This is a genomic window from Pseudomonas sp. NPDC099000, assembly GCF_044759925.1.
GTDB lineage: Bacteria > Pseudomonadota > Gammaproteobacteria > Pseudomonadales > Pseudomonadaceae > Aquipseudomonas.
This window is the reverse complement of record NZ_JBIWAF010000002.1, coordinates 112,722-137,697: the sequence shown is the minus strand read 5'-3', so window position 1 is coordinate 137,697 and position 24,976 is coordinate 112,722. Positions and strand designations below refer to the sequence as shown.

At 59.5% G+C, this 24,976-nt stretch carries 23 protein-coding genes; 12 read left to right on the top strand and 11 right to left on the bottom strand.

All coding sequences use genetic code 11. The features are described from left to right. Positions 1-76: 76 nt before the first annotated feature. Both ACIQV9_RS02855 and speB read left to right on the top strand, forming a co-directional pair. On the top strand, positions 77-1,168 hold the full coding sequence (locus ACIQV9_RS02855; RefSeq protein ID WP_403097941.1) for a polyamine ABC transporter substrate-binding protein: 1,092 nt from the start codon (positions 77-79) through the stop codon (positions 1,166-1,168). A 17-nt stretch (positions 1,169-1,185) separates the two neighbouring features. Beyond that, on the top strand, positions 1,186-2,145 hold the full coding sequence (gene speB, locus ACIQV9_RS02850) for an agmatinase (protein WP_403097939.1): 960 nt from the start codon (positions 1,186-1,188) through the stop codon (positions 2,143-2,145). Positions 2,146-2,246: 101 nt separating this feature from the next. On the opposite strand, the gene ACIQV9_RS02845 is transcribed toward speB, so the two are convergent. Then, positions 2,247-3,299: an aldo/keto reductase gene (locus tag ACIQV9_RS02845; protein ID WP_403097937.1), complete on the bottom strand. Its 1,053-nt coding sequence runs from the start codon at positions 3,297-3,299 to the stop codon at positions 2,247-2,249. 346 nt (positions 3,300-3,645) lie between these two features. Here ACIQV9_RS02845 and ACIQV9_RS02840 point away from each other — a divergent pair, with 346 nt between their 5' ends. The 6 genes from ACIQV9_RS02840 to chrA all read left to right on the top strand — a co-directional run bounded on the left by ACIQV9_RS02840 (position 3,646) and on the right by chrA (position 8,311). Continuing rightward, positions 3,646-4,362: a helix-turn-helix transcriptional regulator gene (locus ACIQV9_RS02840; RefSeq protein WP_403097935.1), complete on the top strand. Its 717-nt coding sequence runs from the start codon at positions 3,646-3,648 to the stop codon at positions 4,360-4,362. A gap of 52 nt (positions 4,363-4,414) precedes the next feature. Then, positions 4,415-4,756 (top strand): nuclear transport factor 2 family protein, encoded by a 342-nt coding sequence (locus ACIQV9_RS02835; protein ID WP_077747789.1) that lies wholly within the window; start codon positions 4,415-4,417, stop codon positions 4,754-4,756. Between the two features lie 27 nt (positions 4,757-4,783). Beyond that, on the top strand, positions 4,784-5,902 hold the full coding sequence (gene zapE / locus ACIQV9_RS02830) for a cell division protein ZapE (RefSeq protein ID WP_403097933.1): 1,119 nt from the start codon (positions 4,784-4,786) through the stop codon (positions 5,900-5,902). A gap of 18 nt (positions 5,903-5,920) precedes the next feature. Then, a complete protein-coding gene (locus tag ACIQV9_RS02825; RefSeq protein WP_403097931.1) occupies positions 5,921-6,502 on the top strand; it encodes a DinB family protein in 582 nt (193 codons plus the stop codon). A gap of 102 nt (positions 6,503-6,604) precedes the next feature. Then, on the top strand, positions 6,605-7,096 hold the full coding sequence (locus tag ACIQV9_RS02820) for a GNAT family N-acetyltransferase (RefSeq protein WP_403097929.1): 492 nt from the start codon (positions 6,605-6,607) through the stop codon (positions 7,094-7,096). Between the two features lie 6 nt (positions 7,097-7,102). Beyond that, positions 7,103-8,311 carry a chromate efflux transporter gene (chrA, locus tag ACIQV9_RS02815; protein WP_403097927.1) on the top strand — a complete coding sequence of 403 codons (1,209 nt, stop codon included), beginning with the start codon at positions 7,103-7,105 and terminating at the stop codon, positions 8,309-8,311. A gap of 56 nt (positions 8,312-8,367) precedes the next feature. On the opposite strand, the gene ACIQV9_RS02810 is transcribed toward chrA, so the two are convergent. The 4 genes from ACIQV9_RS02810 to ACIQV9_RS02795 all read right to left on the bottom strand — a co-directional run bounded on the left by ACIQV9_RS02810 (position 8,368) and on the right by ACIQV9_RS02795 (position 13,321). After that, positions 8,368-8,577, bottom strand: coding sequence for a hypothetical protein (locus ACIQV9_RS02810; RefSeq protein ID WP_403097925.1), 210 nt, complete (start codon positions 8,575-8,577; stop codon positions 8,368-8,370). A gap of 98 nt (positions 8,578-8,675) precedes the next feature. Then, positions 8,676-10,913: a TonB-dependent siderophore receptor gene (locus tag ACIQV9_RS02805; protein ID WP_403097922.1), complete on the bottom strand. Its 2,238-nt coding sequence runs from the start codon at positions 10,911-10,913 to the stop codon at positions 8,676-8,678. 275 nt (positions 10,914-11,188) lie between these two features. Continuing rightward, positions 11,189-12,934 (bottom strand): phosphoethanolamine transferase CptA, encoded by a 1,746-nt coding sequence (locus tag ACIQV9_RS02800; RefSeq protein WP_403097920.1) that lies wholly within the window; start codon positions 12,932-12,934, stop codon positions 11,189-11,191. Positions 12,935-13,138: 204 nt separating this feature from the next. Further along, the gene (locus ACIQV9_RS02795) at positions 13,139-13,321 is read right to left on the bottom strand and encodes a DUF6026 family protein (RefSeq protein ID WP_077747795.1); all 183 of its coding nucleotides are present in this window, start codon (positions 13,319-13,321) and stop codon (positions 13,139-13,141) included. A 270-nt stretch (positions 13,322-13,591) separates the two neighbouring features. On the opposite strand from ACIQV9_RS02795, the gene gnd reads away from it, so the two are divergent. Genes gnd through ACIQV9_RS02780 form a run of 3 tightly spaced genes read left to right on the top strand, consistent with a single transcriptional unit; the run spans position 13,592 to position 16,913 of the window. Further along, on the top strand, positions 13,592-14,572 hold the full coding sequence (gnd, locus tag ACIQV9_RS02790; protein ID WP_403097917.1) for a phosphogluconate dehydrogenase (NAD(+)-dependent, decarboxylating): 981 nt from the start codon (positions 13,592-13,594) through the stop codon (positions 14,570-14,572). Next, a complete protein-coding gene (gene zwf / locus ACIQV9_RS02785) occupies positions 14,569-16,092 on the top strand; it encodes a glucose-6-phosphate dehydrogenase (protein ID WP_403097915.1) in 1,524 nt (507 codons plus the stop codon). Before gnd ends, zwf begins: the two co-directional genes overlap by 4 nt. Next, positions 16,089-16,913 (top strand): HAD family hydrolase, encoded by an 825-nt coding sequence (locus ACIQV9_RS02780; RefSeq protein WP_403097913.1) that lies wholly within the window; start codon positions 16,089-16,091, stop codon positions 16,911-16,913. The genes zwf and ACIQV9_RS02780 overlap by 4 nt, the downstream gene beginning before the upstream one ends. 98 nt (positions 16,914-17,011) lie before the next feature. Here the strand turns inward: ACIQV9_RS02780 and nhaB are convergent, their stop codons facing one another. From nhaB to ACIQV9_RS02765, 3 genes are all read right to left on the bottom strand, one after another. Continuing rightward, the gene (gene nhaB, locus ACIQV9_RS02775; RefSeq protein WP_403097911.1) at positions 17,012-18,514 is read right to left on the bottom strand and encodes a sodium/proton antiporter NhaB; all 1,503 of its coding nucleotides are present in this window, start codon (positions 18,512-18,514) and stop codon (positions 17,012-17,014) included. Positions 18,515-18,591: 77 nt separating this feature from the next. Next, positions 18,592-19,881, bottom strand: a complete 1,290-nt coding sequence (locus tag ACIQV9_RS02770; protein ID WP_403097909.1) for a hypothetical protein — start codon at positions 19,879-19,881, stop codon at positions 18,592-18,594. A gap of 291 nt (positions 19,882-20,172) precedes the next feature. Then, complete coding sequence (locus ACIQV9_RS02765) at positions 20,173-20,439, bottom strand: hypothetical protein (RefSeq protein WP_403097907.1); 267 nt, start codon at positions 20,437-20,439, stop codon at positions 20,173-20,175. 342 nt (positions 20,440-20,781) lie between these two features. Between ACIQV9_RS02765 and ACIQV9_RS02760 the strand changes: the two genes are divergently transcribed. Beyond that, positions 20,782-22,107 (top strand): sigma 54-interacting transcriptional regulator, encoded by a 1,326-nt coding sequence (locus ACIQV9_RS02760; RefSeq protein WP_403097905.1) that lies wholly within the window; start codon positions 20,782-20,784, stop codon positions 22,105-22,107. Between the two features lie 74 nt (positions 22,108-22,181). Here the strand turns inward: ACIQV9_RS02760 and ACIQV9_RS02755 are convergent, their stop codons facing one another. The 3 genes from ACIQV9_RS02755 to ACIQV9_RS02745 are packed head-to-tail and all read right to left on the bottom strand — an operon-like array spanning position 22,182 to position 24,962. Beyond that, entirely contained in the window at positions 22,182-23,462 is a 1,281-nt protein-coding gene (locus ACIQV9_RS02755) for a hypothetical protein (protein WP_403097903.1), read from the bottom strand. Positions 23,463-23,508: 46 nt separating this feature from the next. Continuing rightward, a complete protein-coding gene (locus ACIQV9_RS02750; protein ID WP_403097901.1) occupies positions 23,509-24,249 on the bottom strand; it encodes a hypothetical protein in 741 nt (246 codons plus the stop codon). A 32-nt stretch (positions 24,250-24,281) separates the two neighbouring features. Next, on the bottom strand, positions 24,282-24,962 hold the full coding sequence (locus tag ACIQV9_RS02745; protein WP_403097899.1) for a C39 family peptidase: 681 nt from the start codon (positions 24,960-24,962) through the stop codon (positions 24,282-24,284). Positions 24,963-24,976 lie beyond the last annotated feature (14 nt).

Genomic DNA, 24,976 nt, shown 5'->3' with positions numbered 1-24,976 from the left:
GGTTAACAAACTTGATATTTCGCCAATGTATCCGAGGGCGCACGCTGCAACCACTTCCTCCGGTCAGGTGTTCGTCATGGCTCCCGTATTCAAACTGTGTTTACCCGCGCTGTTTCTCGCCATGGCCGCGTCGGCCCAGGCTGAGGAAAAGACCCTCAACCTCTACAGTTGGGCCGATTACGTGGCGCCTGAAACCTTGCAGCGTTTCGAAAAGGAAACCGGCATTCACGTGCGTTACGACACATTCGATTCGTCGGAAGTGCTGGAAACCAAACTGCTCACCGGCGGCAGCGGTTATGACGTGGTGGTGCCGTCCTCCAGCGTGTTGGCCCGTGGATTAGCGGCCGGCGCGCTGAAGGAAATTCCGCATGAAGGGCTCAAGGGTTACGCCAACCTCGGCCCGGACCTGCTGGAAAAACTGGCGGCCGTCGACCCCGGCAATCGTTTTGGCGTGCCGTATACCTGGGGCACGCTGGGGCTGGGGCTTAACGTTGAAGCGGTGCAAAAACGCTTGCCGGATGTGCCGCTCAACAGCCTCGACCTGCTGTTCAAGCCGCAATATGCCAGCAAGTTGAAGGACTGCGGCATTGCGATTCTCGATTCGCCGCAGGAAGTGATTGGCTTGGCGTTGCACTATCTCGGTAAAGATCCCTACAGCACCGACAAGGCAGATCTGTCCGCCGCCGAGGCGTTGTTGCATCAGTTGCAGCCCAATGTGCTGTACGTCGCCACCGGGCGGCAAATCAGCGATCTTGCCAATGGCAGCGTGTGCCTGGCCTTGACCTATAACGGTGACGCCAGCATGGCCGCCGACCAGGCGCGCAAGGCCAACAAACCGTTCGAGGTGGCTTACCGGATTCCGAAGGAAGGCACGCTGGTCTGGCAGGACAACCTGGCGATTCCCAAGGATGCGCCACACCCCGAAGCGGCCCGGGTGTTCATCGAATTCATGTTGCGCCCCGAGTCCGTCGCGGCGCTGACCAACACGCTGTTCTTTGCCACGGCCAACCAGGCCGCGACGCCGCTGGTGGACGAAGCCGTGCGGACCGACCCGGACATCTACCCTCTGGCCGACACCCGTGAACGGCTGTACGCCGACCGCAGCATGAGCCTCAAGGACATGCGCTCGCGAACTCGCCTGTGGACCACTTTCCGTAGCCGCCAATAAATAAAAAGGAGATCACCATGGACGTCCCGATGCAAAACGATCAGGCCATGACCCGCGACAGCCTCTTTGGTACTGCCGCCGAAAGCACCTACGCCGGTATCACCAGTTTCATGCGTCGTCGTTACAGCCGTGATTTGCGCGGCGTCGACGTGGTAGTCAGCGGTGTGCCGTTCGACACCGCCACCAGCAACCGTCCCGGTGCGCGTTTCGGCCCGCGCGGCATTCGCGCCGCGTCTACCGGGATCGCCTGGGAACGGCACTGGCCATGGACTTTTGACCCGTTCGATCATCTGGCGGTCATTGACTACGGTGATTGCGACTTCGATTACGGCTCGCCGCACTCGGTGCCGGAAAGCATCGAGGCCCACGCCGAGCACATCCTGAACGGCGGTTGCGCGATGCTGACGTTCGGCGGTGACCACTTCATCAGCTATCCGCTGCTCAAGGCCCATGCGCGCAAACATGGTCCGCTGTCGTTGATTCACTTCGACGCCCACAGCGACACCTGGCCGGACGAAGAGGGTAAACGCGTCGACCACGGCACGATGTTCTGGCACGCGGCCAAGGAAGGCCTGGTGGATCCGTCGCGCTCGGTGCAAATCGGTTTGCGCACTACCAATGATGATCACCAGGGCTTTCAGGTGCTGGATGCTCGGCACGTGCATCGACAAGGGTGTGAGGCGATTGTCGAGGCGATTCGTGCGCGGGTGGGGGATAACCCGGTGTACCTGACGTTCGATATCGATTGCTTCGACCCGGCGTTCGCACCGGGCACCGGCACGCCGGTGTGTGGCGGTTTGAGCACGGTGCAGGCGCTGGAAATTCTTGGCGGGTTGCGCGGGATCAATCTGGTGGGAATGGACGTGGTGGAAGTCGCGCCGGCCTACGACCATGCGGACATTACCTCACTGGCGGCAGCGACATTGGCGATGGAGATGCTGTGCTTATACGCCGCCAAACACAAAGTAGACCGGTAAGACGCCTTCGCGGGCAAGCCTCGCTCCTACAGATTTGCGGCGAACACAAAGTCGGTGAACGCTATATATCTGTAGGAGCGAGGCTTGCCCGCGAAGCTTTTTCAGGCCACTGGAATGATTGGCAGATAGAGGGTCTCAGCCCCGGTGAACCGCGTCGCCGAATCGGCAATCGTTTCATGCGGCACACCCTTCGGTACGTCGCTGACCCCATCAAGCCGCGACAATTGCCCGGCGCTCAATTGCACCGTCAACGCGCCCAATGTCGCATCCAGTTGCTCACGAGTCCGCGAACCCAGAATCGGAATCAGCGCTGTCGTCGAACGCTTGGCCTTTTCCCGCAGCCAGGCAATGGCGACGTGGGTCGGCGTGGCTTCAAGCTCCGCCGCCACCGCGAGCAAGGTGTCGAGCAGGGCGGTTTCGTGGGCGCTTTTCTCAGTGTGGATCAGCATGCCGAGTTTGGCGGCGCGGTTGTTGTCGTCATTGCTGCGGTACTTGCCCGTGAGAAACCCGCCACCCAATGGCGACCAGATCGTAGCCGCCAGCCCGAGCGCTTCGGCCATCGGCAGCAGTTCACGTTCGGCGGTGCGTTCGGCCAGGCTGTATTCGGCCTGAATCGCTGCAATCGGCGCAAAGCCACGTACTTCGGCCAATACGTCAGCACGGGCAATGCGCCAGGCCGGGAAGTTCGATAGCCCGGCGTAGTGAATCTTGCCGGCACGCACCAGGTCGTCGAAGCCACGCAGGATCTCTTCCATCGGCGTCACGCCGTCACTGATGTGCGCCCAAAACAGGTCGATGTGATCGGTGTTGAGCCGTTTCAGGCTTTCTTCCACGGCACGAACCATGTTCTTGCGGTTGTTGCCAGTGTGTGAAATGCCCGCGGCCGGTGTGGTACCCATGGTGTATTTGGTGGCGATGACCAGGCGATCGCGTTCCGGCGCGATAAATTCGCTGAGCATGGCTTCCGATTGGCCGGCCTGATAACCTTTGGCGGTGTCGATAAAATTACCGCCGGCTTCCAGGTAACCGTCGAAAATGCGCTTGGCTTCGTCACGCTCGGCGCCATGCCCCCAGCCGGTGCCGAAGTTACCGGCGCCCAGCGCCAGTTCCGAAACCCGCAAGCCGGTTTTGCGGCCGAAAACTTTGTAATGCATGAGGAAACTCCTGAGGAACGACGCCGGGGTTAATTTAAATGTCTAGCAACATGTATTTAATATGATGCGAGTAATATGGTCCGTCAAGACGCTTTTTCATTGAGGGCAAAAGAGCCGACCGCCGGGCGATGCTTCTTCAGTTGACCAAGAACCTGTGGCGAGGGGGCTTGCCCCCGTTCGGCTGCGAAGCAGTCGTAAACCCAGACAACTCAGTCTGTCTGAAAGGACGCCGGGGCCGCTTCGCAGCCCAACGGGGGCAAGCCCCCTCGCCACATTGGCTACTGCCAGTTTCTGACAGCAGCCTCTGCTAAGCTCCGACGACTTTTCAGGAAAGAGCCCGCCGATCGTGTCGCGTACCACTCGTTTACTCACGTTGTTGCAGGTGCTGCGAGGTAAAAGTCGTCCGGCCACGGCCGCGACGCTCGCCGGTGAACTGCAGATTTCCGAACGCACGCTGTACCGCGACATCGCCGAGCTGACGGCGCTGGGTGCACCGATCTTCGGCGAAGCAGGGGTCGGCTACGTGTTGCGCAGCGGTCTGTTCCTGCCGCCCTTGATGCTTAATGCCGACGAAACCGAAGCCATCGTGTTGGGCTTGCGTTACGTCGATCAGCGTGGCGACGAGGTGTTGAGCAAAGCCGCAGCCGATGCCCTGGCGAAGATTGCGGCGGTGTTGGCACCTGAAGCCCAGGACGCCTTGCGCAACCCGACGGTGCTGCCGGGCCCGCGCGGTTATGGTTATCCGCAAAATGCCGTGCCGTTGAACGTGTTTCGCCAAGCCATTCGCGATCAGTCCAAGCTGAGCATCGATTATGCGGACGCCCAACAGGTGCCCAGTCAGCGGCTGATCTGGCCACTGGCGCTGGGCTTTCTCAATGAAGTGCGGATTATTGTGGCCTGGTGTGAATTGCGCAGTGCCTACCGCACGTTTCGCACAGACCGGATCTCGGCCGCCCATGAGCAGGGCGAGCGCTATCCGGGGCGGCGCAGCGACCTGCTGCGTACCTGGCGCAAGCACATGCAATTGGATGAGGCGGGGCGTTTCACTCCTGACAAGAACTGACACAGACCTGTTCTAGCATGGCTCCAGAATCAATCAACAAGGAGCCGCACCCATGTCCAATCCAGCCTCTTCACTGGCGCCCGCCATCGCCGCCTACATAGCTGCCGCCAATGCCCGCGACACCTCGCGGGTCGGCAGTTTTTTTGCCGAGGATGCCAACGTGTTCGATGAGGGCCAGCACCGGATCGGCACGCAAGCCATCGCCCAGTGGATGCAAGACACCGCGCAACGTTATGAACCACGGGTCGAAGTGCTCGACGTTCAGCAGCGCACCGGCAAAGTGCTGGTACACAATCTGATTTCCGGGACCTTTCCCGGCAGTCCGCTGGAACTGCGCTACATGTTTCGCCTCAACGAGCAGGGCAAGATTGCCCGGCTAGACATCTCTCTGTAAATCCGAGCGCATGGCATACTGCCGCGCATGAATGTCGACTCTCCCCTAAGCGCCTGGCAACACGCCATCGAACAGAAGGGCTTCGTCCAGGACGAAGCCCAGGAACATGCCGTGTGGGCGCTGCAAAAATGCCACGAAGCCTTGCATGAAGGGCGCACGCCGATCACCGGCGTTTATCTCTGGGGCCCGGTCGGGCGAGGCAAGACCTGGTTGATGGACCAGTTCTACCAACACCTCAAAGTCCCGGCCCGACGCCAACACTTTCACCACTTCATGGGTTGGGTGCATCAGCGCTCGTTCCAGCTGACCGGCACCGCCGACCCGTTGAAGGCGCTGGCCCGTGAGTTGAGCCAGGAAGTGCGGGTGCTGTGTTTCGATGAACTGTTCGTCAACGACATTGGCGATGCGATCATTCTCGGGCGTTTGTTTCAGGTGATGTTCGAGCAGGGCGTGGTGGTGGTCTGCACCTCCAACCTGCCGCCGGACCAGCTGTACGCCGATGGCTTCAACCGTGACCGCTTCATGCCCGCCATCGAGGCGATCAAAAAGCACATGCAAGTGATCGCGGTGGATGGCAGCGAAGACCATCGCCTGCACCCGGGCGCTGGCCTGCAACGTTATTGGGTGGCGGCGCCCGGGCAACCCAGCGCGCTCGCTGAAGTATTCAAGGCGTTGACCGCAGGCCAGGCCACTTCCAGCGATCCGATCACGGTCGGTTACCGCTCGATCAATGGGGTGCAGGCCAGTTCGACGGTGCTTTGGTGCCGCTACGCCGACCTGTGCGAACAACCGTTCGCCGCCATGGACTTCATGGCGCTGTGTGACACCTTCAGCGCTATTCTGTTGAGTGACGTGCCGAATCTCAGCGCGCAGAAACGCGAAGGACGCATCGCCCGAGGTACGGAAGACGGTGCCGAGCGCGTCGTGGCCGGTGATCGCGAGCTGCCGCAATTGTCGGTGCATGACGACGGTGTCCGGCGTTTCATTGCCCTGGTGGACGAGTGCTACGACCGAAAGGTGCCGTTGTACCTCGAAGCGCAGGTGCCTATGGCGGCGTTGTACACCGAGGGTTATCTGGAATTTCCGTTCCGCCGCACGTTAAGCCGTTTACAGGAAATGCAGCTGCAACGTTTCGCCGAAGCCTAATTAGCGGGAGCCGCGAAGATGAATCAGCCTCTGTCTCATCATTTGCTGACCATGGCGTATCAGAATGCCTGGGCCAATTACCGACTCGCCAAGGCCTGGAATCAGTTGAGCCCGGTGGAACTGGCGGCACCGCGAGTGAGCTTCTTCCCCAGCCTCATTGCCACCCTCAACCACATCCTGACATGCGACTGGTTTTACGTGGATGCGCTGGAGCGAGAACTGCGCGGGGACGATCCGCACCCTGATTGCTATGTGTTCTTTGCCAAAGACGAACCGTTCGCGGCGGCTGCCGATCTGCAACGTGAACAAGCGCATGTCGACAGTCGCCTGATTGCCTACTGCGAACAATTGCGCGACGCCGACCTGGAGCGAATCGTGACCATCGCCCGGGACACACCGCAACATGACAGCCGTTTGCGCCTGCTCTCGCACTTGTTCGAACACCAGCTTCATCATCGCGGTCAGGTTCACGCGATGCTCAGCGGCACCTCGGTCAAACCGCCGCAACTGGACGAGTTTTTCTGTGCCGGTGAATCGCACCTGAGGGCCGAGGATTTTGCCGAATTGGGCTGGACCGAAACGCTGATCTGGGGTGTTTGAGAGAGGTTCGGGTTGTCGCCGATTGCGCCTCGCGATAATGTCCGTCGACCTCCCGGCGCGAGCGACGCGCCGGGACAACTTGACGGGGCGTTGACGATGGGAATGGAATCCGCAGAAATTCTGGTACTTCAGGCCAGCTACACCAATGCGCTGCATGCCGAGGCGATCGGTGTGGTGCTCAATGCCTACGCCGAAGACCCGATGGGCGGCGGGCACCCATTGCCCGAAGACATCCTTCAGCAACTGCCGGGGGAACTGGCCAAGCGTCCTCATGCGTTCAGCGTACTGGCGTTTGTCGGTGGCGCGCCGGCCGGGCTGGTCAATTGCTTCGAAGGCTTCTCGACGTTTGCCTGTCGGCCGCTGGTCAACGTGCACGATGTGTCGGTGGTACCGATGTTTCGCGGCCTGGGGTTGAGTCAGAAAATGCTGCAAAAGGTTGAAGACATTGCCCGTCAACGCGGCTGCTGCAAGATCACCCTGGAAGTCCTCGAAGGCAATGCCGTCGCGCAGGCGTCTTATGGCAAATTCGGGTTTGCGCCCGGTATGTTCGACCCGGCCCATGGCCGAATGCTGTTCTGGACCAAGGACCTTTAACGCCACATGAACAGCCTCGATGACGCGCAGGGCAGGGCACCCGTGACAACAGACAAGGCGTGGGCGATTTTCCTGATCTTCCTGCGCCTGGGGCTGACCTCGTTTGGCGGCCCTGTCGCGCATCTGGGCTATTTTCGCAGTGAGTTCGTGGCGCGTCGGCGCTGGTTGAGTGAAGCCGCTTACGCCGAATTGATTGCCCTGTGCCAGTTTTTGCCGGGCCCGGCGAGCAGCCAGGTGGGCATGGCACTGGGTTTGTCCCGTGCCGGCTATTCGGGGGCATTGGCGGCGTGGGCAGGGTTTACCTTGCCCTCGGCGTTGATCCTGACGCTGTTGGCAATCGGCATCAGCCACGGGGGCTGGGCGTTGCCGGCAGGTTTGATTCACGGGCTGAAAATTGTCGCCGTCGCCGTGGTTGCCCAGGCCGTGTGGGGAATGGCCCGCACGTTATGCCGAGGTCCGGTGCGCGTGGGCATCATGCTGCTGGCGACTGCCGGGGTGTTGCTCTGGCCAACGACTGGCGGGCAGTTGACGGTGATGGCCGTGGCGGCGGTGATCGGCCTGGCTTTGCTGCACAACACACATGCAACGCAAAGGGAGGGCCTGTCGATTCGGGTCAGTCGACGGGCAGGCTGGCTGGCGATTGGAGTGTTCGTGGCGCTGTTGCTGGGTTTGCCGCTGATCGCGCATCACTGGCCGGACTCGCTGACCAGCCTGTTCGACAGCTTCTACCGCACGGGGGCGCTGGTGTTCGGCGGTGGCCACGTTGTGTTGCCGTTGTTGCAAAGTCAGGTGGTGGGCACGGGATTGCTGAGCAATGACGTGTTTCTCGCCGGTTACGCCGCCGCGCAAGCGATGCCGGGGCCATTGTTCACGTTTGCGGCTTTTCTCGGTGCATCCATCAGCGGCTGGAGTGGTGCGCTGGTGTGCGTCTTGGCGATTTTCCTGCCGTCGCTGTTGTTGGTGATCGGTGTCCTGCCGTTCTGGCAGCGGTTGCGGGGCAATGGCCGGGTGCAAGCGGCGCTGGCCGGGGTGAATGCGGGGGTGGTCGGGTTGTTGTTGGCCGCGTTGTATCAGCCATTGTGGACCACCTCGATCCTCAGCCCGCTGGATGTTCTGTTGGCGGTTCTGGCGTTGATCGCGCTGCTGTTCTGGCGATGCCCGCCGTGGTTGCTGGTGCTGCTGGGCGGGATTTGCGGTGTGCTGCTGGGCGCATGAAACCTTTCGAGCGGGCATAAGAAAGGGCGCCCATCAGGACGCCCGTTTGCCAGCGTTTATTTCGGCCGATAGGTTTCCGTCACTTGTGCGGTTTGATCGTTCGGAACCCTCAGTTCAATAGTCCTGGTTTCGATGCCGTTAGTTTGCTGTTGTTTGAGGTGCAGGGTTTCGAAGTAATACCTCATGCGCTCGGCGCCGCCTTCGGCAAAGGCTGCGGTCGAACCGAACATCATCAGACTGGCGAGGATCAACGCGGTACGTTTCATGGTGTGCCTCCCACTACGGATATAGGGTGCTCTTTCGTCCATGAAGCAATGTTGCCGAGCCATTATCCGCCGATTCCGTAAATTGGGAATTAACCCCGTCAGAGCTTCCAGTCCAGGCTCAGTGTGACTGTGCGCGGGTCGCCCCAATAGACGCCGTTATAGAACCCGACGTTGTCGTAATACTTTTTGTCGAACAGGTTGTCGACGTTCAGAGAAGCGGACAGGTGCTTGTCGAACTCATACCGCGACATCAGCTTGACCACGGTGTAGGCCTCCTGGCGGATGTTGGTGCTGGCGGTGATGATCTCGCCATCGGCGCCACGACCCACTGGGCGTCTGGCGGCGCGGTAGACGTCGCTTTGCCAGTTCACGGCGCCGCCCACGGTCAGTGCCTGCCAGTCGCCGGGCAAGCGATAAGCCGTGGAGAAGCGGAACATGTTCAACGGCTGGTTGGTGTTGTTGCGCTGTTTCTCGCCATTGGCCGAGTGGGTGTAGGTGTAGCCGGCCGTCATGTTCCAGCCTGCCATGACTTCACCGGAGACCTCCGCTTCGAAACCCTGGACCTTGTTGCCTTTGCCGCCCGATTTGAAGAATTCCTCACCGGTGACCGGGTCCGGTGGCACCGAGTCGTCCAGTTCGGCGACGTTGTCCTGCTTGCTCCAGAACACCGCGGTGGCGAGGTTGAGTCGTTCTTCCAGCAGGCTGCCCTTGAGCCCCAGTTCATAGTTGCTACCGACCACCGGTTCCAGGTACTGGTGATTGCTGTCGCGGTCGTCTTGCGGTTTGAAAATGTCGGTGTAGCTGACGTACACCGTGTATTCAGGCGTGATGTCGTAGAGCAACCCGGCGTACGGCGTCCACATGTCGTTGTGCTGCTGGCGGGTGGTTTCGACACTGGTCAGGTGCAGATTGCCGTCGTATTTGTTGGCCTTTTTCGAGATTTCCCACGTGCCATAGCGACTGCCGAGTACCGCGTGCAGGTCGTCGGTCAGGGTCAGGCGTGTGGCCAGGTAACCGGCCTTTTGTCGGGTGCTTTCATCGGAGCCTTTCAGGCCGGTGACGGTGTCGGGGAATTTGGGAATGCCGCCCATGTACTTCCAGTCGGGGACCTTCTCGTAATCCGGCGAGCGCGGGCCGTCTACCGTGTAAGGGTTGACTTCGCTTCGTTCGGCTTCGCCATAGCCGATCATCATTTCGTGCTCACGCCCGAACAGCGAGTAAGGGCCGGACACGTTGAAGTCATAGGCTTTCATTTTTTGCGTGCCGACCATGTGGCTGACGTTGGCGAACATGCCGCTGCGATCGGCCTCGGGGAAACCGCCACCCCCGTAGTAAATCTTGCCGTCGGTGTCACTCTCGCGGTGGGTGTAGGCGGTCTTGAGGTGCCAGCCCGCACCCAGTTGCTGGTCCAGCGTGGCGAACGCGGTCTTGTCCTTCAGCGGCCAGGAACTCCATGGCGTGGCCATGTTGGTGGAGCGTCCGAGGTTGGCTTTGCTGCCGTCAGCGTTCCAGTAGGGCACGGTGCCCCAGGACGTGCCTTGCACCTGCTTGTCCTGATAGTCGTAACCCACCGCCAGCACGGTGTCGTCGGTCAGGTCGGCTTCGAGAATCCCGTAGCCGACTTCCCGTTGCAGCGCGTACTTGTCGCGGTAGGAACCGCTGTCGCGATAGGCCAGCACACCGCGACCGCGCAGACGCCCGTCGAAGGCCAGTGGTCCACCGACGTCCACATAACTGTAGTAATCGTCATAGCTGCCGCCGCTCACACCGGTCTGGGCTGCCCATTGTGCGGTCGGCCGTTTGCGCACCATGTTGATCGTCGCAGAAGGGTCGCCGGCGCCCGTGGTCAGGCCGGTTGCGCCGCGAACCACTTCGATGCGGTCGTAGATGATGGTGTCGGAATCGGACTTCATGTAGCTGAAGGTGTTGAGCATCCCATCGATCTGGAAGTTGTTGATCGAGTAACCGCGGGAGGAATAGCTGACGCGGTCCGAGTCGTTGTGCTGGACCACTACGCCGGTGGTCTGGCTCATGGCTTCGGAGAGCGTGCCGAGTTTGAAATCGTCCATTTGCTGGCGCGTGACCACGGACACCGATTGCGGCGTTTCCTTGATCGACAGGTTCAGCCGCGTCGCGGTGCTCATGGCACCGGTGGTGTACGACTCGGTGTTTTCGGTGGTGCTGCCCAAGCCCTGAGCGCTCACATGGGTGGCACCCAGTTCAAGGGTGCGGCTCGGCTCATGATCCGGAACGGCTTCCGCCAGCAGATCGGGGCTCAAGGCAGCACTGCACAGGCCCAGGGTAAAGGTCATGGAACGGGTGATAGGCGCGAACATCGCAGCCGACTCCTTGTCTTCGAGGGAAAAATTCCGTTTGTTCAAAGACGAAGGGGGGAGAGGGGATTTAAGTCTAAACGAGAATTATTGTTATTTTAAGATGTTTCGGAAGGCGTTGGCGTGCGGGAAAAGAGGGCTGAAACCGTTCCCCTGTGGCGAGGGGGCTTGCCCCCGTTGGGTCGCGAAGCGGCCCTGAAAAATGGGACTGCTGCGCAGTCCAACGGGGGCAAGCCCCCCTCGCCACAGAGGCACGCTCCAGGTTCACTACTACAAGATTACTTCAACGCAACTTCCGGATCCCCAGGCTTGGCCTTGGGCTTCATCAAGCTGAAGTCAATCAACGGACGCGACTGACGCTCATACGGATTGCCGATCATCAACGGCCGCGGCGTGAAGCTGTCGCTGACCAGACTCTTGCTGCGGTCCAGTTCATCGAAACTCAGACCCGCCAAGTCAGCCCAGGTGTGGATCAGGTGCGAGCTGCTGTAAGGCCGCCCCAGGTCACCGGCAAAACTCCAGTCGTGGGTTTCACGCCATTTCGGCGAAGCCCAGGCCATGAACGGAATGGTGTACATCGGCGCCGTCGGCTTGGCTTCGTTGCGCCCCAGCGTGCTGTGGCCCGGGGAATCGAAGACATCTTCGCCGTGATCCGAGAGGTACATCAGGAAGCCGTTCGGATCGGATTTGGCGTAATCCTTGATCAGGCTCGACACCACGAAGTCGTTGTACAGCACCGCGTTGTCGTAGCTGTTGTACGTCGGCACCTGATCGTCACGCACGCCGTCCGGCACGCCTTTACGATCGGTGAACTTGTTGAAGGTTGGCGGGTAACGGTACTGATAGCTCATGTGCGTGCCGAGCAAATGCACCACGATCAGCTTGCGCGGCGCGGCGTCTGCCAGGGCCTTGTTGAACGGCGCGATAACGTCGCCATCGTACTGCGCGGCGTTCTGGTTGCGGTTGTTGTTCAGGTACACCTGTTCGTCGGCCTGTTCGGAGAACGTGGTAAGCATGGTGTTGCGCTTGGTCATGGTTTGCTGGTTGGTGATCCAGAAGGTCTTGTAACCCGCCTGTTTCATCATGCTGACCAAAGACGGCGTGGACAGGTAAAGGTCCGGGTTTTCTTCGTCGGCGAACGTCAGCACCTGCTGCAACGCCTCGATGGTGTACGGGCGCGGGGTGATGACGTTGTCGAAGACCGCCATCTGATCCTTGAGTTTGTCCAGTTCCGGCGTGGTTTCACGCGGGTAGCCGTAGAGGCTCATGCGCTGACGGTTGGTGGACTCGCCGATCACCAGCACCAGGGTCGCTGGCTGGTTGGCCATCGTGTCCTTGAGGTTCTTGAGCGGTGGGATCTTGCTCGCGCTGTCGAGCATGTCTTGCATGCCGGCCAGGGTGTCGAGGTAACGGTGATACGCCACCGCCATCTGCCAAGGCACCGCCGGCTCGATACGGGTTTCGAATTTCTCGAAGCCACCGGCCAGGCTGCCGGTGCGCGCGGTCTGCTTGATCAGCGGGTAACCGACCACGGCCACCAGAATGGCGGTCGCGGCCACCAACGCACGACCGCGAGGCATGTACACCGGGCGCAAGCGCGTCCACAGGAAATACGCGAACAGGGTGTGGGCGAGGAACGCCGCCACCATCCACCAGGCGAAATACTGGGTCATGTACTCGCCCGCTTCAGAGATGTTCGATTCGAACATGATGAAGATGACGCTTTGGGAGAATTCCTGCTGATAGATGAAGAAGTAACCCAGGCTGGCCATCGAACAGGCCCACAGCACTACGCCGATCATCGCGGCCATGACGCGTGTCTGTCTTGGGAACAGCAGCATCGGCGCGAGCCAGATGGCGCTCATTACAAAGGCCTGGCGGAACCCGGTGAAACCCGAGGTGCCCGTCAGTTGGATCAGCAGTTGGGTAATGCCGGAAAAATACCAGAAGAACAGGAACAACCAGAGAAATCCTGCCCAATCGAAACCTTTCGCAGTCGTAGTGCTGCGTTTAAACACAGTCATTCATCGCTCCAGCCAGGAAATCACGTCGACCCGTCGGGAGCCTTCCATGTTGCCGACGAACGAAAGCCGCGCGGATACCGAGCGGCCATAATGAGCCGGAGTATCAACACTTCGATGTGAAAACTTTGTGAGTTGCCGTAAACGGCAAGGCAGGGGAGCGGTGTCGGAAACAGCAGAAGGCTGCTTCCGAATCAAGCGTGGGGATCAGGCGTGAGGCGCGCGCGCAGTGACGGGCAAGGGCTGAGCCGAAGAGCTTTGTGTGAGTAAGCGCAGCTGCGCGAGCTCCTGCTTCAACAGGTCGCGCTCTTCTTTCAACTGGCGCAATTCATCACGACGGATCGTGACGTAAAGGGTTTGTGCTGGCCGTGCTGCTTGTACTGTGCCCATTGCTCACCTCGCAAATGGCTGTCTCAACTGTAAATCCGCCCCGACATCGGTGCTTATTTACTATCGGCGCCAATTTTGATTTCTTTTGCCCCTGAAGGGAACTTTTTTATTTTTCATGGTCGTTGTGTCTTGAGTTCGATTTCCGACGTTATCAGTCAGGATCGGGCACAATGCCCGGAAACTTCACGCCAACGCTCTGGACTAACCCTCATTAGTCGCGTTGGGCTATAACCTTTGACACACTTTATTTGTAGTAGGGAGCATCAGCACATGCAACTCGGGATTATCGGACTGGGCCGCATGGGCGGAAATATTGCGCGTCGCCTGATGCTCAACGGGCATACCACCGTTGTTTACGACCGCAATACCGCCTTTGTCGACACCCTGGCCGCAGAAGGCGCCAAGGGCGTCATCGACCTGCCGGCGCTGGTCGCAGGCCTGGCCAAGCCACGTGCGGTGTGGGTCATGCTGCCGGCCGGCGCGCCGACCGAAGACACCATCGACACCCTGAGCACCTTGCTCGAAGCCGGCGACACCATCATCGACGGCGGCAACACCTTTTATAAGGACGACATCCGCCGGGCGAAAACCCTGTCGGAGAAAGGCCTGCACTACATCGACGTCGGCACGTCCGGCGGCGTCTGGGGCCTGGAACGCGGTTATTGCATGATGATCGGCGGCGAAGCCGAGGTGGTGAAACGCCTTGATCCGCTGTTCGACAGCCTGGCCCCTGGCATGGGCGACATCCCTCGCACCAAGGACCGCAAATCGGAGGACGATCGCGCCGAGCGCGGATACATCCACGCAGGTCCTGCAGGCTCTGGGCATTTCGTGAAGATGATCCACAACGGCATCGAATACGGAATGATGCAGGCTTTCGCCGAAGGCTTCGACATCCTCAAGACCAAGGCCAGCACCAACCTGCCGGAAGATCAGCGTTTTGACCTGAACGTGGCCGACATCGCCGAAGTCTGGCGTCGTGGCAGCGTTGTGTCGTCGTGGTTGCTCGACCTGACTGCCGACGCGCTGGCCAGCGATCCGAAACTCGATGGTTACTCCGGCTCCGTGGCTGACAGCGGTGAAGGCCGCTGGACCATCGAAGCAGCCATGGAGCAATCGGTGCCCGTACCGGTGCTGTCGAACTCTCTGTTCTCCCGCTACCGTTCGCGCGGGCAGGGCACCTTTGGCGACAAGATTCTCTCGGCCCAGCGCTTCGGCTTCGGCGGCCATGTGGAGACTTCGAAAAAATGACCCGTCTGATCCGCAATAAATCCAAGGCAGAACCCGCACCACCGACCACGCTGTTTTTGTTCGGTGCCCATGGTGACCTGGTCAAGCGCTTGCTGATGCCGGCGCTGTACAACCTGAGTCGTGACGGTCTGCTTGGTGATGGACTGCGGATCATCGGTGTTGACCACAACGCCATCAGTGACGAAGCCTTTGCGCAGAAGCTCGAAGATTTCATCCGGACCGAAGCGGCCACCAAAGTCGGCAAGGGCGATGAAGCCCTTGACCCGGCGCTGTGGGCCAAACTGGCCAAAGGCATCAGCTACGTCCAGGGCGACTTCCTGGACGACAGCACTTATCAAGCGCTGGCGGCGAAAATCGCCGGCAGCGGCACAGGCAATGCGGTGTTCTACCTGGCCACCGCGCCACGGTTCTTCAGTGAAGTGGTGCGCCGCCTCGGCGCCGCCGGCTTGCTGCAAGAGACGCCCGAAGCGTTCAGAAGGGTGGTGATCGAAAAACCGTTCGGCTCCGATCTGCACACCGCCGAAGCCTTGAACGCGTGTTTGCTCAAGGTGATGTCGGAAAACCAGATCTACCGGATCGACCACTACCTGGGCAAGGAAACCGTGCAGAACATTCTGATCAGCCGGTTCTCCAACAGCCTGTTCGAAGCATTCTGGAACAACCATTACATCGACCACGTGCAGATCACCGCCGCCGAAACCGTTGGCGTGGAAACCCGTGGCAGTTTTTATGAACACACCGGCGCGTTGCGGGACATGGTGCCCAATCACCTGTTCCAATTGCTGGCGATGGTGGCGATGGAACCGCCGGCAGCCTTTGGCGCCGATGCGGTCCGTGGAGAGAAAGCCAAAGTGGTCGGCGCGATACGCCCGTGGTCCACGGAAGAGGCTCGGGCCAACTCGGTGCGAGGCCAATACGCAGCCGGCGAACTCGATGGCAAACCCCTGGCCGGTTATCGCGATGAAGCCAACGTCGCGCCGGACAGCAACACGGAGACCTACGTCGCGCTCAAAGTCATGATCGACAACTGGCGTTGGGTCGGGGTGCCGTTCTACCTGCGCACCGGCAAACGCATGAGCGTGCGTGACACCGAGATCGTCATCTGCTTCAAGCCTGCGCCGTATGCGCAGTTCCGTGATACCGAGGTCGATGAGCTGCAACCGACCTATCTGCGGATTCAGATTCAGCCCAACGAAGGCATGTGGTTCGACCTGTTGGCCAAGCGGCCCGGGCCGGCCCTGAAAATGGCCAACATCGAATTGGGTTTTGCCTACAAGGATTTCTTTGAAATGCAGCCGTCCACCGGCTATGAAACGCTGATCTACGATTGCCTGACCGGCGATCAGACGCTGTTCCAGCGCGCCGACAACATCGAAAACGGCTGGCGTGCCGTGCAGCCATTCCTCGATGCCTGGCAGCAGGACGCGAGCGTGCAGCGCTATCCGGCCGGCGACAACGGACCGAAGACGGCTGATGAGCTGCTGGCCCGCGACGGTCGCGTCTGGCACGGCCTCGGATGAGTGACGTCACGCCACAGCCCATCCGTTTTCTGCTGAGCGACATGGACGGCACCTTGCTGCTGCCCGATCACAGCCTCAGTCAGCGCACCATCGAGGCGGTTCGTTCATTGCGCAAGGCCGGCGTACTGTTCAGCCTGGCCACCGGGCGTCCACCGAAAGCCATGCTGCAGCAGATCGAAGCCCTTGGTGTCGACCTGCCGACGGCAGCGTTCAATGGCGGCACGATCGTCCATCCGGACGGCAGTTTACTGGTCGCGCATTATTTGCCGGCCACGGCTGCGCTGACGGCGTTGGCACTGTTTGCCGACCAGCCGGACGTTGAAGTCTGGGTGTTCAGTGGCGGTGACTGGTTGCTCAAGGACCCGAACGGGCCGATGGTCCCACGCGAGCAGCACGGCCTCGGCTATCCGCCGGTGGTGGTCGAGAGTTTCGAGCCGTATCTGACGCGCATCGACAAGATCGTTGCCACCAGCAACAACACCCAGTTGTTGATCGAGCTGGAAGCGCAACTGTTGCCGAAAGTGGAAGGCCAGGCGCAGGTCTCACGGTCGCAACCGGTGTATCTGGACGTGACGGCGATGCAAGCCAACAAAGGCGCCGCACTGGCGACACTGGCCGAGTTTCTCGGTGTGCCGCTGGAGCAGACTGCCGCGATGGGCGATGGCGGCAATGACCCGGCGATGTTTCATTGTGCCGGGTTGTCGATTGCCATGGGGCAGGCGGAAGAGGCGGTGAAACGTCAGGCCGATGTGGTGACAGGCGCCAATACCGAAGAGGGCGCTGCCCAGGCGATCGAGCAATACATCCTCAACTCAGGTTAAACCGCGTTATCGTTCTTCGCGGGCAAGCCTCGCTCCTACAGATCCACCGCTGACCTGTAGGAGCGAGGCTTGCCCGCGAAGGCGTCAAACCTGCTGACTCAAAGCCAGAAACTCACTGCATACCAACCCAACACACCCATCACCACCGTATACGGCAACGCCATCCACACCATCCGCCCGTACGACAATCGAATCAGCGGCGCAATCGCCGACGTCAGCAAAAACAGAAACGCCGCCTGACCATTGGGTGTCGCCACGCTCGGCAGGTTGGTGCCGGTATTGATCGCAATCGCCAGTGTCTCAAAGTGTTCCCGACTCATATGGCCGGAGACGAACGCCTGTTTCACCTCGGTGATGTAAATGGTCGCCACAAACACGTTATCGCTGATGGCCGACAGCAAGCCGTTGGCAATGAACAACATGCCCGGCTGCTGATCGGCCGGCAGCGCCAGCACCCATTGGATTAGCGGCGTGAACAGCTGCTGATCGTGGATGACCGCAACCACCGCGAAAAACACCACCAGCAATGCGGTGAACGGCATGGCGTCCTTGAACGCGTTGCCGATGCGGTGCTCGTCGGTGATGCCGGTGAAGGCGGTGATCAAAACGATCACCATCAAACCGATCAGGCCGACCTCGGCGATATGAAACGCCAGCCCTGCAATCAGGATCAACGCCGCGGCGCCTTGCACCAGCAAGGCTGCGCGTTGGCGGGCGGTGCGTTCAGCGTTGTCTTCGGCCGCATAGTTGGCCAGCACCACGCGCACGTTGTCCGGCAGCAGCGTGCCGTAACCGAACCAGCGCAGTTTCTCCAACAGCACGCACGTCACCAGGCCCGCTGCCAGCACCGGCAGCGACACCGGGGCCACCTTCAGGAAAAACTCGGCGAAGTGCCAGCCCATTTCATGGCCGATCAACAGGTTCTGCGGTTCGCCAACCAGCGTGCAGACACCGCCCAACGCTGTGCCCACGGCGCCGTGCATCAGCAGGCTGCGCAGGAAAGCGCGGAATTGATTGAGGTCGTCATGGTGCAGTTTGGGCAGGTGCTGGTCGTCACTGAACTCACTGTCCTGACGCGGATCATTGCCCGAGGCGACGCGGTGATACACCGAGTAAAACCCTACGGCGGCACTGATGATCACCGCCGTCACCGTCAGGGCATCGAGGAACGCCGACAGGAACGCCGAGAGGAAGCAGAACATCAAGGCCAGCAGGGCCTTCGAGCGAACCCCCAGCAGCAGGCGCGAGAACAGAAACAGCAGCAGGTCTTTCATGAAGTAGATGCCCGCCACCATGAACATCAGCAGCAGGATCACCGGAAAGTTGTGCACCAGTTCGTCATAGAGTGCCTGGGGCGTGGTCATTTTCAGCAGCAGCGCTTCAATCAGCAGCAACCCGCCGGGCATCAGCGGATAACATTTGAGCGCCATGGCCAGGGTGAAGATGAACTCGAGCACCAGCAGCCAACCGGCCGCCAGCGGACCGACCGTCCACAACACCAGGGCGTTGAGAATCAGGAAGCCGACAATGGTCGCCTTGTACCAGCGGGGGGAGTGGCCTAGAAAGTTGTGCGCGAAAGCCTGGGCCATTGAACCGGACATCGGCTACTCCTTGTATTAAGAAGCGCGCAACTTGCCGTAAGCCGAAGGGAAGATCAAGTGCGGGAAAAGTCGTTGGCTTAACCGAGATAGCGCACCACAACTGCCCGGTAGGTGCCGTCCAGCGAATAACCGCCTACGACGATGCCTCCATCCGGCTGAACGGCCACTGACGTGGCGGTGTCCAGGCTGCGACCCAGACGGGTACGAACCCAGCAAGTGCCCTCGGCAAAACCAGGATCCAGTTGCCCGCCAGGTAAATACCGGGCCAGCAGGAAATCGGCTTCGACGCCGCCAATCGTGGCACCAACCGCCAGCACGCGGCCGTCCGGCTGAAGTTGGGCGGCGTTCCACTGGCAGCCACTGCGTCCGATTTTCAGCAGGTGTGGCTGACCACCATTGCAATGAGCGTTCGGGCGACCATTGCTGTGCAGGGTCAGCGCCAGGCAATGCATCGGGTCGCGGCTGCTGCCAAAACAATGCAAATCGCCATTTTCCTGCTGGACGATCTGGCTGACCTGAGCGCTGCGCCCCTGGACACTGAAGGTCATGAAACCATCCACGGCGAAGTGATCATCCAGGCTGCCATCGGGGAGGTAGCGCGCCAGCAAGCCTTCTTCGGGGAAATTGATCGAGCCGCCCACCATGATCCGACCGTCCCGCTGCACCATCAGGCTGCTGAGCCAGGAGTTCATCAGCAAATGCCTGACCATGACAAAGCCGCGGCCGTTGAAGGAGGTATCGAGCTCGCCAGTGCCGGTCAGGCGAATCAGCAGGCCCACGTGGTCGGCCAGTTCGAAATGGTGATTGGCCAGCAGCAAGATTCGGCCGTCAGCCTGTACCTGGACGTCGCAGGCTTCAGCCCCCGGCACGCCGGGAGGGAGCCAGGCGTCGCGCACGCCCTGCGACAGATTTCCCGGCAGGCGTATGACGCAGCATCCATTGTCGCCAAAATCCCTGACCGGGTGACCTTGCGAGTCGAACAGCGCCAAGGCCGGCAGCGTCCGGTGAGCGTCTTCATAGTGCAGGCCGGCGACCAGGATCTTCCCATCGTCCAATACGAGGACTTTACCCGCCATGGCCTCATGACCGCGCTGAAATTGCCCGATGACGCTGCCACGAACGCCGAATGCCAGGTCTGCCGAACCGTCTTCAAGCAAGCGGGCCAGGCCAAAGCAATGGCCGCCTCGAGTGCCGACTTTCGCCGCCACCAGCACGCGACCGCTCGAATCGATCGCCACGCTGTTGGCGATGCTCGACGTACTGCCGGCGAAATACACCTGGGTCTTGCCACTGGAGGCGAAACTTTTATCGAGTTGACCGGGCGTGTACTGCGCTGCAGGTCGGGCAAAAGCAGTCTGGTTTGGCATGCGCGCGTCTCCTTGCGAGTGACCGAAACCCGGGGACCGGGAGGGCAACTGCGTGTGCAAAACATTCAATCCCTGAACGCTCGATTGCACAACTGTCACAACAAACAGGTGGAGGGTCGCTTTGTGCCAGAACATTGTCTTTTCGGACCACTGACTAGCGTGCCAAGCAATAAAACAAAAAGATCGCAGCCTCGTTTCACTCGACAGCTCCTACCTATAAACGCGTATCCGTTGTAGGAGCTGTCGAGTGAAACGAGGCTGCGACCTTTTTTACGCTTTAACGTGAATCTCTTAGTGCGGCATCGACCACGATTGCAGCGTGTAGCCTTCTTCACTCAATTCAGCTCGAGCTTCTTCCAGAAGGTGTTCAAGTTGCGCTGGGTCGGAATACGTACTGCATGGGATTTGCGTACGGCCGATATGGGTATTGGTGCGGTCGATAATGGTCAGGCTGAGTTCGCCATTGCCGTCTTGTGGGGCCCAGGCAACGCATTGAAAAGGTTGGAATGCGCGGTTGGCAATCAAAAGAGCTTCGTTGATACGGAGCGGGGCGGTCATGGGATCTTCTCTCTATATGCCCAATCAAGTGACAGGCCGTCGGTTGGGCTTACCGCTCGGCTGGTTACTTGTACTGATGCCCTCAACCGGGGGTCAGGTCACACACAATCAAAAGAAAATTCAACTTTCTTTCATATACTCAATGCAGGGGCGGTTTTTGAAAGCTGAATGAAAGGTTGAACTCGATAGGTAACTAACAAATTGGTTCTTATAACTAATAACGCGACGTCCCTATAGTCAAACGGTACAAGGGCGCGTCAAATTCTTGCTAATGTTACAGCCAGATCCGCCAAACGACTGTTTTTAATAATATTTCCTAAAGTTTGGCGCCAAGGAACAGTCATGATCGAAACGCCCGCGTTACGACGTCTGTTAGTAGTGGATCCCTGTGACGACTGCCATCGTCTGTTGCCGGGTCTTCGCTCTGTGGGCTGGGATGTTGACAGCTGTTCCCTGGAGAACGCCGCCGACCGGACGTGCGACGTTGGCCTCCTGCGATTACAACCCTTTCATCTGGAACGCCCGGAAGCCGTCAAAGAACTGATCAGCCGCAGCGGTACCGAGTGGATCGCCGTACTCAACCAGGAAGTCCTGCGCCTGCAAAATGTCGGGGATTTTGTTTGCGAATGGTTTTTTGACTTCCATACCTTGCCGTTTGACGTCTCCCGGGTGCAAGTCACGCTGGGCCGGGCGTTCGGCATGGCGCGCCTGCGTGGGCAGGGCACGATTCATATCGATCAGCCTGAGCACGAGCTGCTTGGCGACAGCAAGCCGATTCGCGAGCTGCGCAAATTACTGAGCAAGCTGGCGCCCACGGAGTCTCCGGTATTGATTCGTGGTGAAAGCGGTACCGGTAAAGAACTGGTCGCCCGCACGCTCCATCGACAATCCCAGCGTCACAGCAAACCATTCGTGGCGATCAATTGCGGGGCAATTCCCGAACACTTGATCCAGTCCGAACTGTTCGGCCACGAGAAAGGTGCCTTTACCGGCGCCCACCAACGCAAGGTCGGTCGAATCGAAGCGGCGAATGGCGGCACACTGTTTCTCGATGAGATCGGTGACCTGCCACTCGAGTTGCAAGCCAATCTGCTGCGTTTCCTGCAGGAAAAACACATCGAGCATGTCGGCGGCAGCCAGTCGATTCCGGTGGACGTGCGGGTATTGGCAGCGACTCACGTCGACCTTGAGGCGGCGGTCGAGAAAAAAAGCTTTCGTGAGGATTTGTACTACCGCCTTAACGTATTGCAAGTCGTCACCGCGCCACTGCGTGAGCGCCATGGTGACTTATCGATGCTGGCCAACCACTTTTCCCACTTCTACAGCCATGAAACCGGCCGTCGCCCTCGCAGCTTCAGCGACGACGCCTTGATTGCCATGGGCAAGCATGACTGGCCCGGCAATGTTCGTGAACTGGCCAACCGGGTACGTCGCGGGTTGGTACTGGCCGAAGGCCGGCAGATCGAAGCGCGAGACCTCGGGCTGATCAGCCAGCACACCATTCCTGCGCCCATGGGTACGCTGGAAGACTACAAGACCCGTGCTGAGCGCCAAGCCTTGTGCGATGTACTCAACCGCCACAGCGATAATTTAAGCATTGCCGCCAAGGTGCTGGGGATATCCAGGCCGACCTTCTACCGTTTGTTGCACAAGCATCAGATCCGTTAGACGCAGATCAAAAGTGTTTCACACACAAAAGCCCCGCTGGGATTGAAGTCGCAGCGGGGCTTTGTTGTTGGGGATCAGAAGTAGTACGGGAATTTCAGGCTGAAGGAAAAGTCTGGCGAGTCGTCGGTCAGGCCGATGGCCAGGTTGGGTACGATCGTCAGGTTATCGGTTGCGGCCAGAGTCATGCCGATGTTGAAGTTGGCCGAGTTGTAATCACTGTTGGAAATCGATTGCCAATCACCACCGTCCGGCCTGATCTTGCTCTTGCGGGCGAACTGATCGGTGAACGAGAACGACATACTCATCTTCTCGTTCAGCGCGAAGGCAATGCCGGCGCCGATCTGCCAGGAATCGCCCAGTTTCACGTCCCCTTTCACTTTGGAGCCGACCTGAGGGCTGATGTCGCTGAAAGAGTCCTGCACGTTGTAGGTGTAGGACAGGCTGCCGAAGAGCACGGCAGGGTCGAAGGTCTTGACCAGCGAGATGCCCGGGGTGATCGACCAGACACCATTACCGGTCGGCAAGTCCTCGGGTACCGCGAGGTTGTCGTTGTTCGGATCTTCGACCAGTTTGATGCCGTAAGGGTCATCCCCGGTCGGTGCCTTGACGCGCAGAGTTGCGACCGCGTCGGGCAGGTTGGCCGACTCGTCCAGAAACTTGTAGGCAATGCCAACGTTCACATCGCCGATGGTCGGGTCGCGCGTAACGGTTGCGTCAGACGTCACCGGGCCTGCGCCACCAGCGCCACCGGAGGAATACGTCGATTCGCGATAGACCACGGGGACGTTAATGTCGAACTGCCAGCGCTGTGCCACGTTGTAGCGGGCGGTCAGGTCCAGGGTCCAGTTGTCGGCCTTTATGCGGTCGAGGTTGATGTTGCCGAGAAAAATCGAGTCCAGTGCCAGGAAGCCGTTGAGCGTCAAGGCGCGAGTATCGTAGTGCGTGTAGGTCAGGCCGGTTTCGACGCTGAACTTGCCGCCACCGAAGAAGCCGCTGGCTTCGTCATACAGGTTGGAAACGCTTTGCGCAGGCTCCGAATCATCCTTGAGCGATTGGCCGTACGAACTACCAGTGGTTCCCGGCGCACCGGCAGCCAGCGCCGGGCCACCCCTGGTGGTTTCGGCGGGGGATTTGGTCAGGCGTTTGGGAGCTGGTGTCTGCGGTGCTTCTTCGACTTGGCGAACGCGCTGCTCAAGTACCATCAGCGCGTTCTGTTGTGCTTCGTAACGCTGTTTCAACTCCATGAGTTCTTGTTTTAGGATTTCGACCTGGGGATCCGGTGCTGCGTATAGCAATGTGGCCGGGGCCAGGCTACTCAAACAAACGAACGCTCTGAACGTTAAAGATCGGTGCATGGATTAGCCGTCCCTTCTGACTACATCTGATGAGACTGAGCGTAGATCAGAATCCGAGAGTGCGAAGACCTTTGAGCTGGTCCAGGTTGCCGCTCACCGATCCGGCTGTCGGCACGTTGTCACGCAGCACCACATTGAAGGACGTGAAGTTGCGGACCTGGTTGCTACTGCCGAGCAACGTCGTGTTCTGCATCAGTCCACCCTGGGCCAGGCGTTGTACGGTACTGCCCTGGTTGTTGTTGGCCACGATGTTGAATTGCACACCGGTACCGCTCGAGGAAACGCTGAGCGAGCCCGCGCCATTGGCGCCGACCAACGTGGTGCCTGCGGCGAGTGCCTGGCCCTGCTGTTGCGTTACTGGCGCCTGGTTAGCCTTTGTGACGTTGATATCAACGTTGTTGTAGGCCGTATTATTGTCGCCGGCAGCCCGCACGACTTGAGTGACACCTTCGGTGGTGTTGAGGCCGCCACCGCCAGCGACGATACCGGTGCCTTGCGAACCCGCTGAGCCATTACCTTTTTCGTCGATCATCGACACATAGAACTGTGGCTTGATGGTCGATTGTTGAATTTGCATCGTGGACGTTGCCCCGATCACCTCACCATTGGCATTTTGCCAAGTGCTGGTCATGGCGATACCGAAACTGATAATCCGTCCCGGCATGACATAGCGGCCGCGCAGGATCGACAATTCCTGATCATTCAGTTCAATGGGCTTTAACGTCTGAGCCTGGGTCGGCAGGCTGGCAGCCAGACAAACCAGCGTCAGCCAGATTGGAGTCTTCATTGAATGCTCCCGGAGCGTCGTGCTCCTTGTTATTAGAAGAAGTCGCTTTGGATGAATCCAAAATCCATTAACTCTGCGTCCTGCACCTGGCTGAAGGCGTTGACGCGGTTCTTGGCGGTCAGCGGCATGGGTGGGTCGAGCAACGCATTGGTTTTGTCGTAGCCCTGGCCGATGACGGCAAAGATGATGCCGTTCCAGCCTTTGATAAAGTCGTCGACTTTGTAGCGTTTATGACCGAGTACCGGATCTCCGATATAGACCCAGTCGTTATGAACTCTTTGCATGACCACAAAATGTTTGTAGCCACGGATATCCATGAGGACCACCACCGGAATCCTGATCTCGCTCAACGTTTCCGGCGCAACCCGATAGCCACGGGCCCGCATGCCGAGACTTTCCACGTAACGCTTCATGTCGAGCATGGAGAAGCCCTGGACGCGGACAAGGTCTTGATCCGAGTGGGCCAGCATGCCCTCGATGATCTGTTCTTCATCCACGTCAAGCCAATAGGCCTGGCGCAAGATGGTTGCCAGCGCTGCTGCGCCGCAACTGAAGTCGGTTTTCTGTTGCACCAGGTCGGCAAATTTCCGCTCGCGTACGCTTTGGATCGGCTTATACACAAGAGCGCCGCCCGGCAGGACGGCAAGCGGTATTTGTGCAGCCTCGATCACGCTGGCCACGCAAAGCAAAAATGCCAAGGCAATAATGCGCATGGTGGGACGCCCCC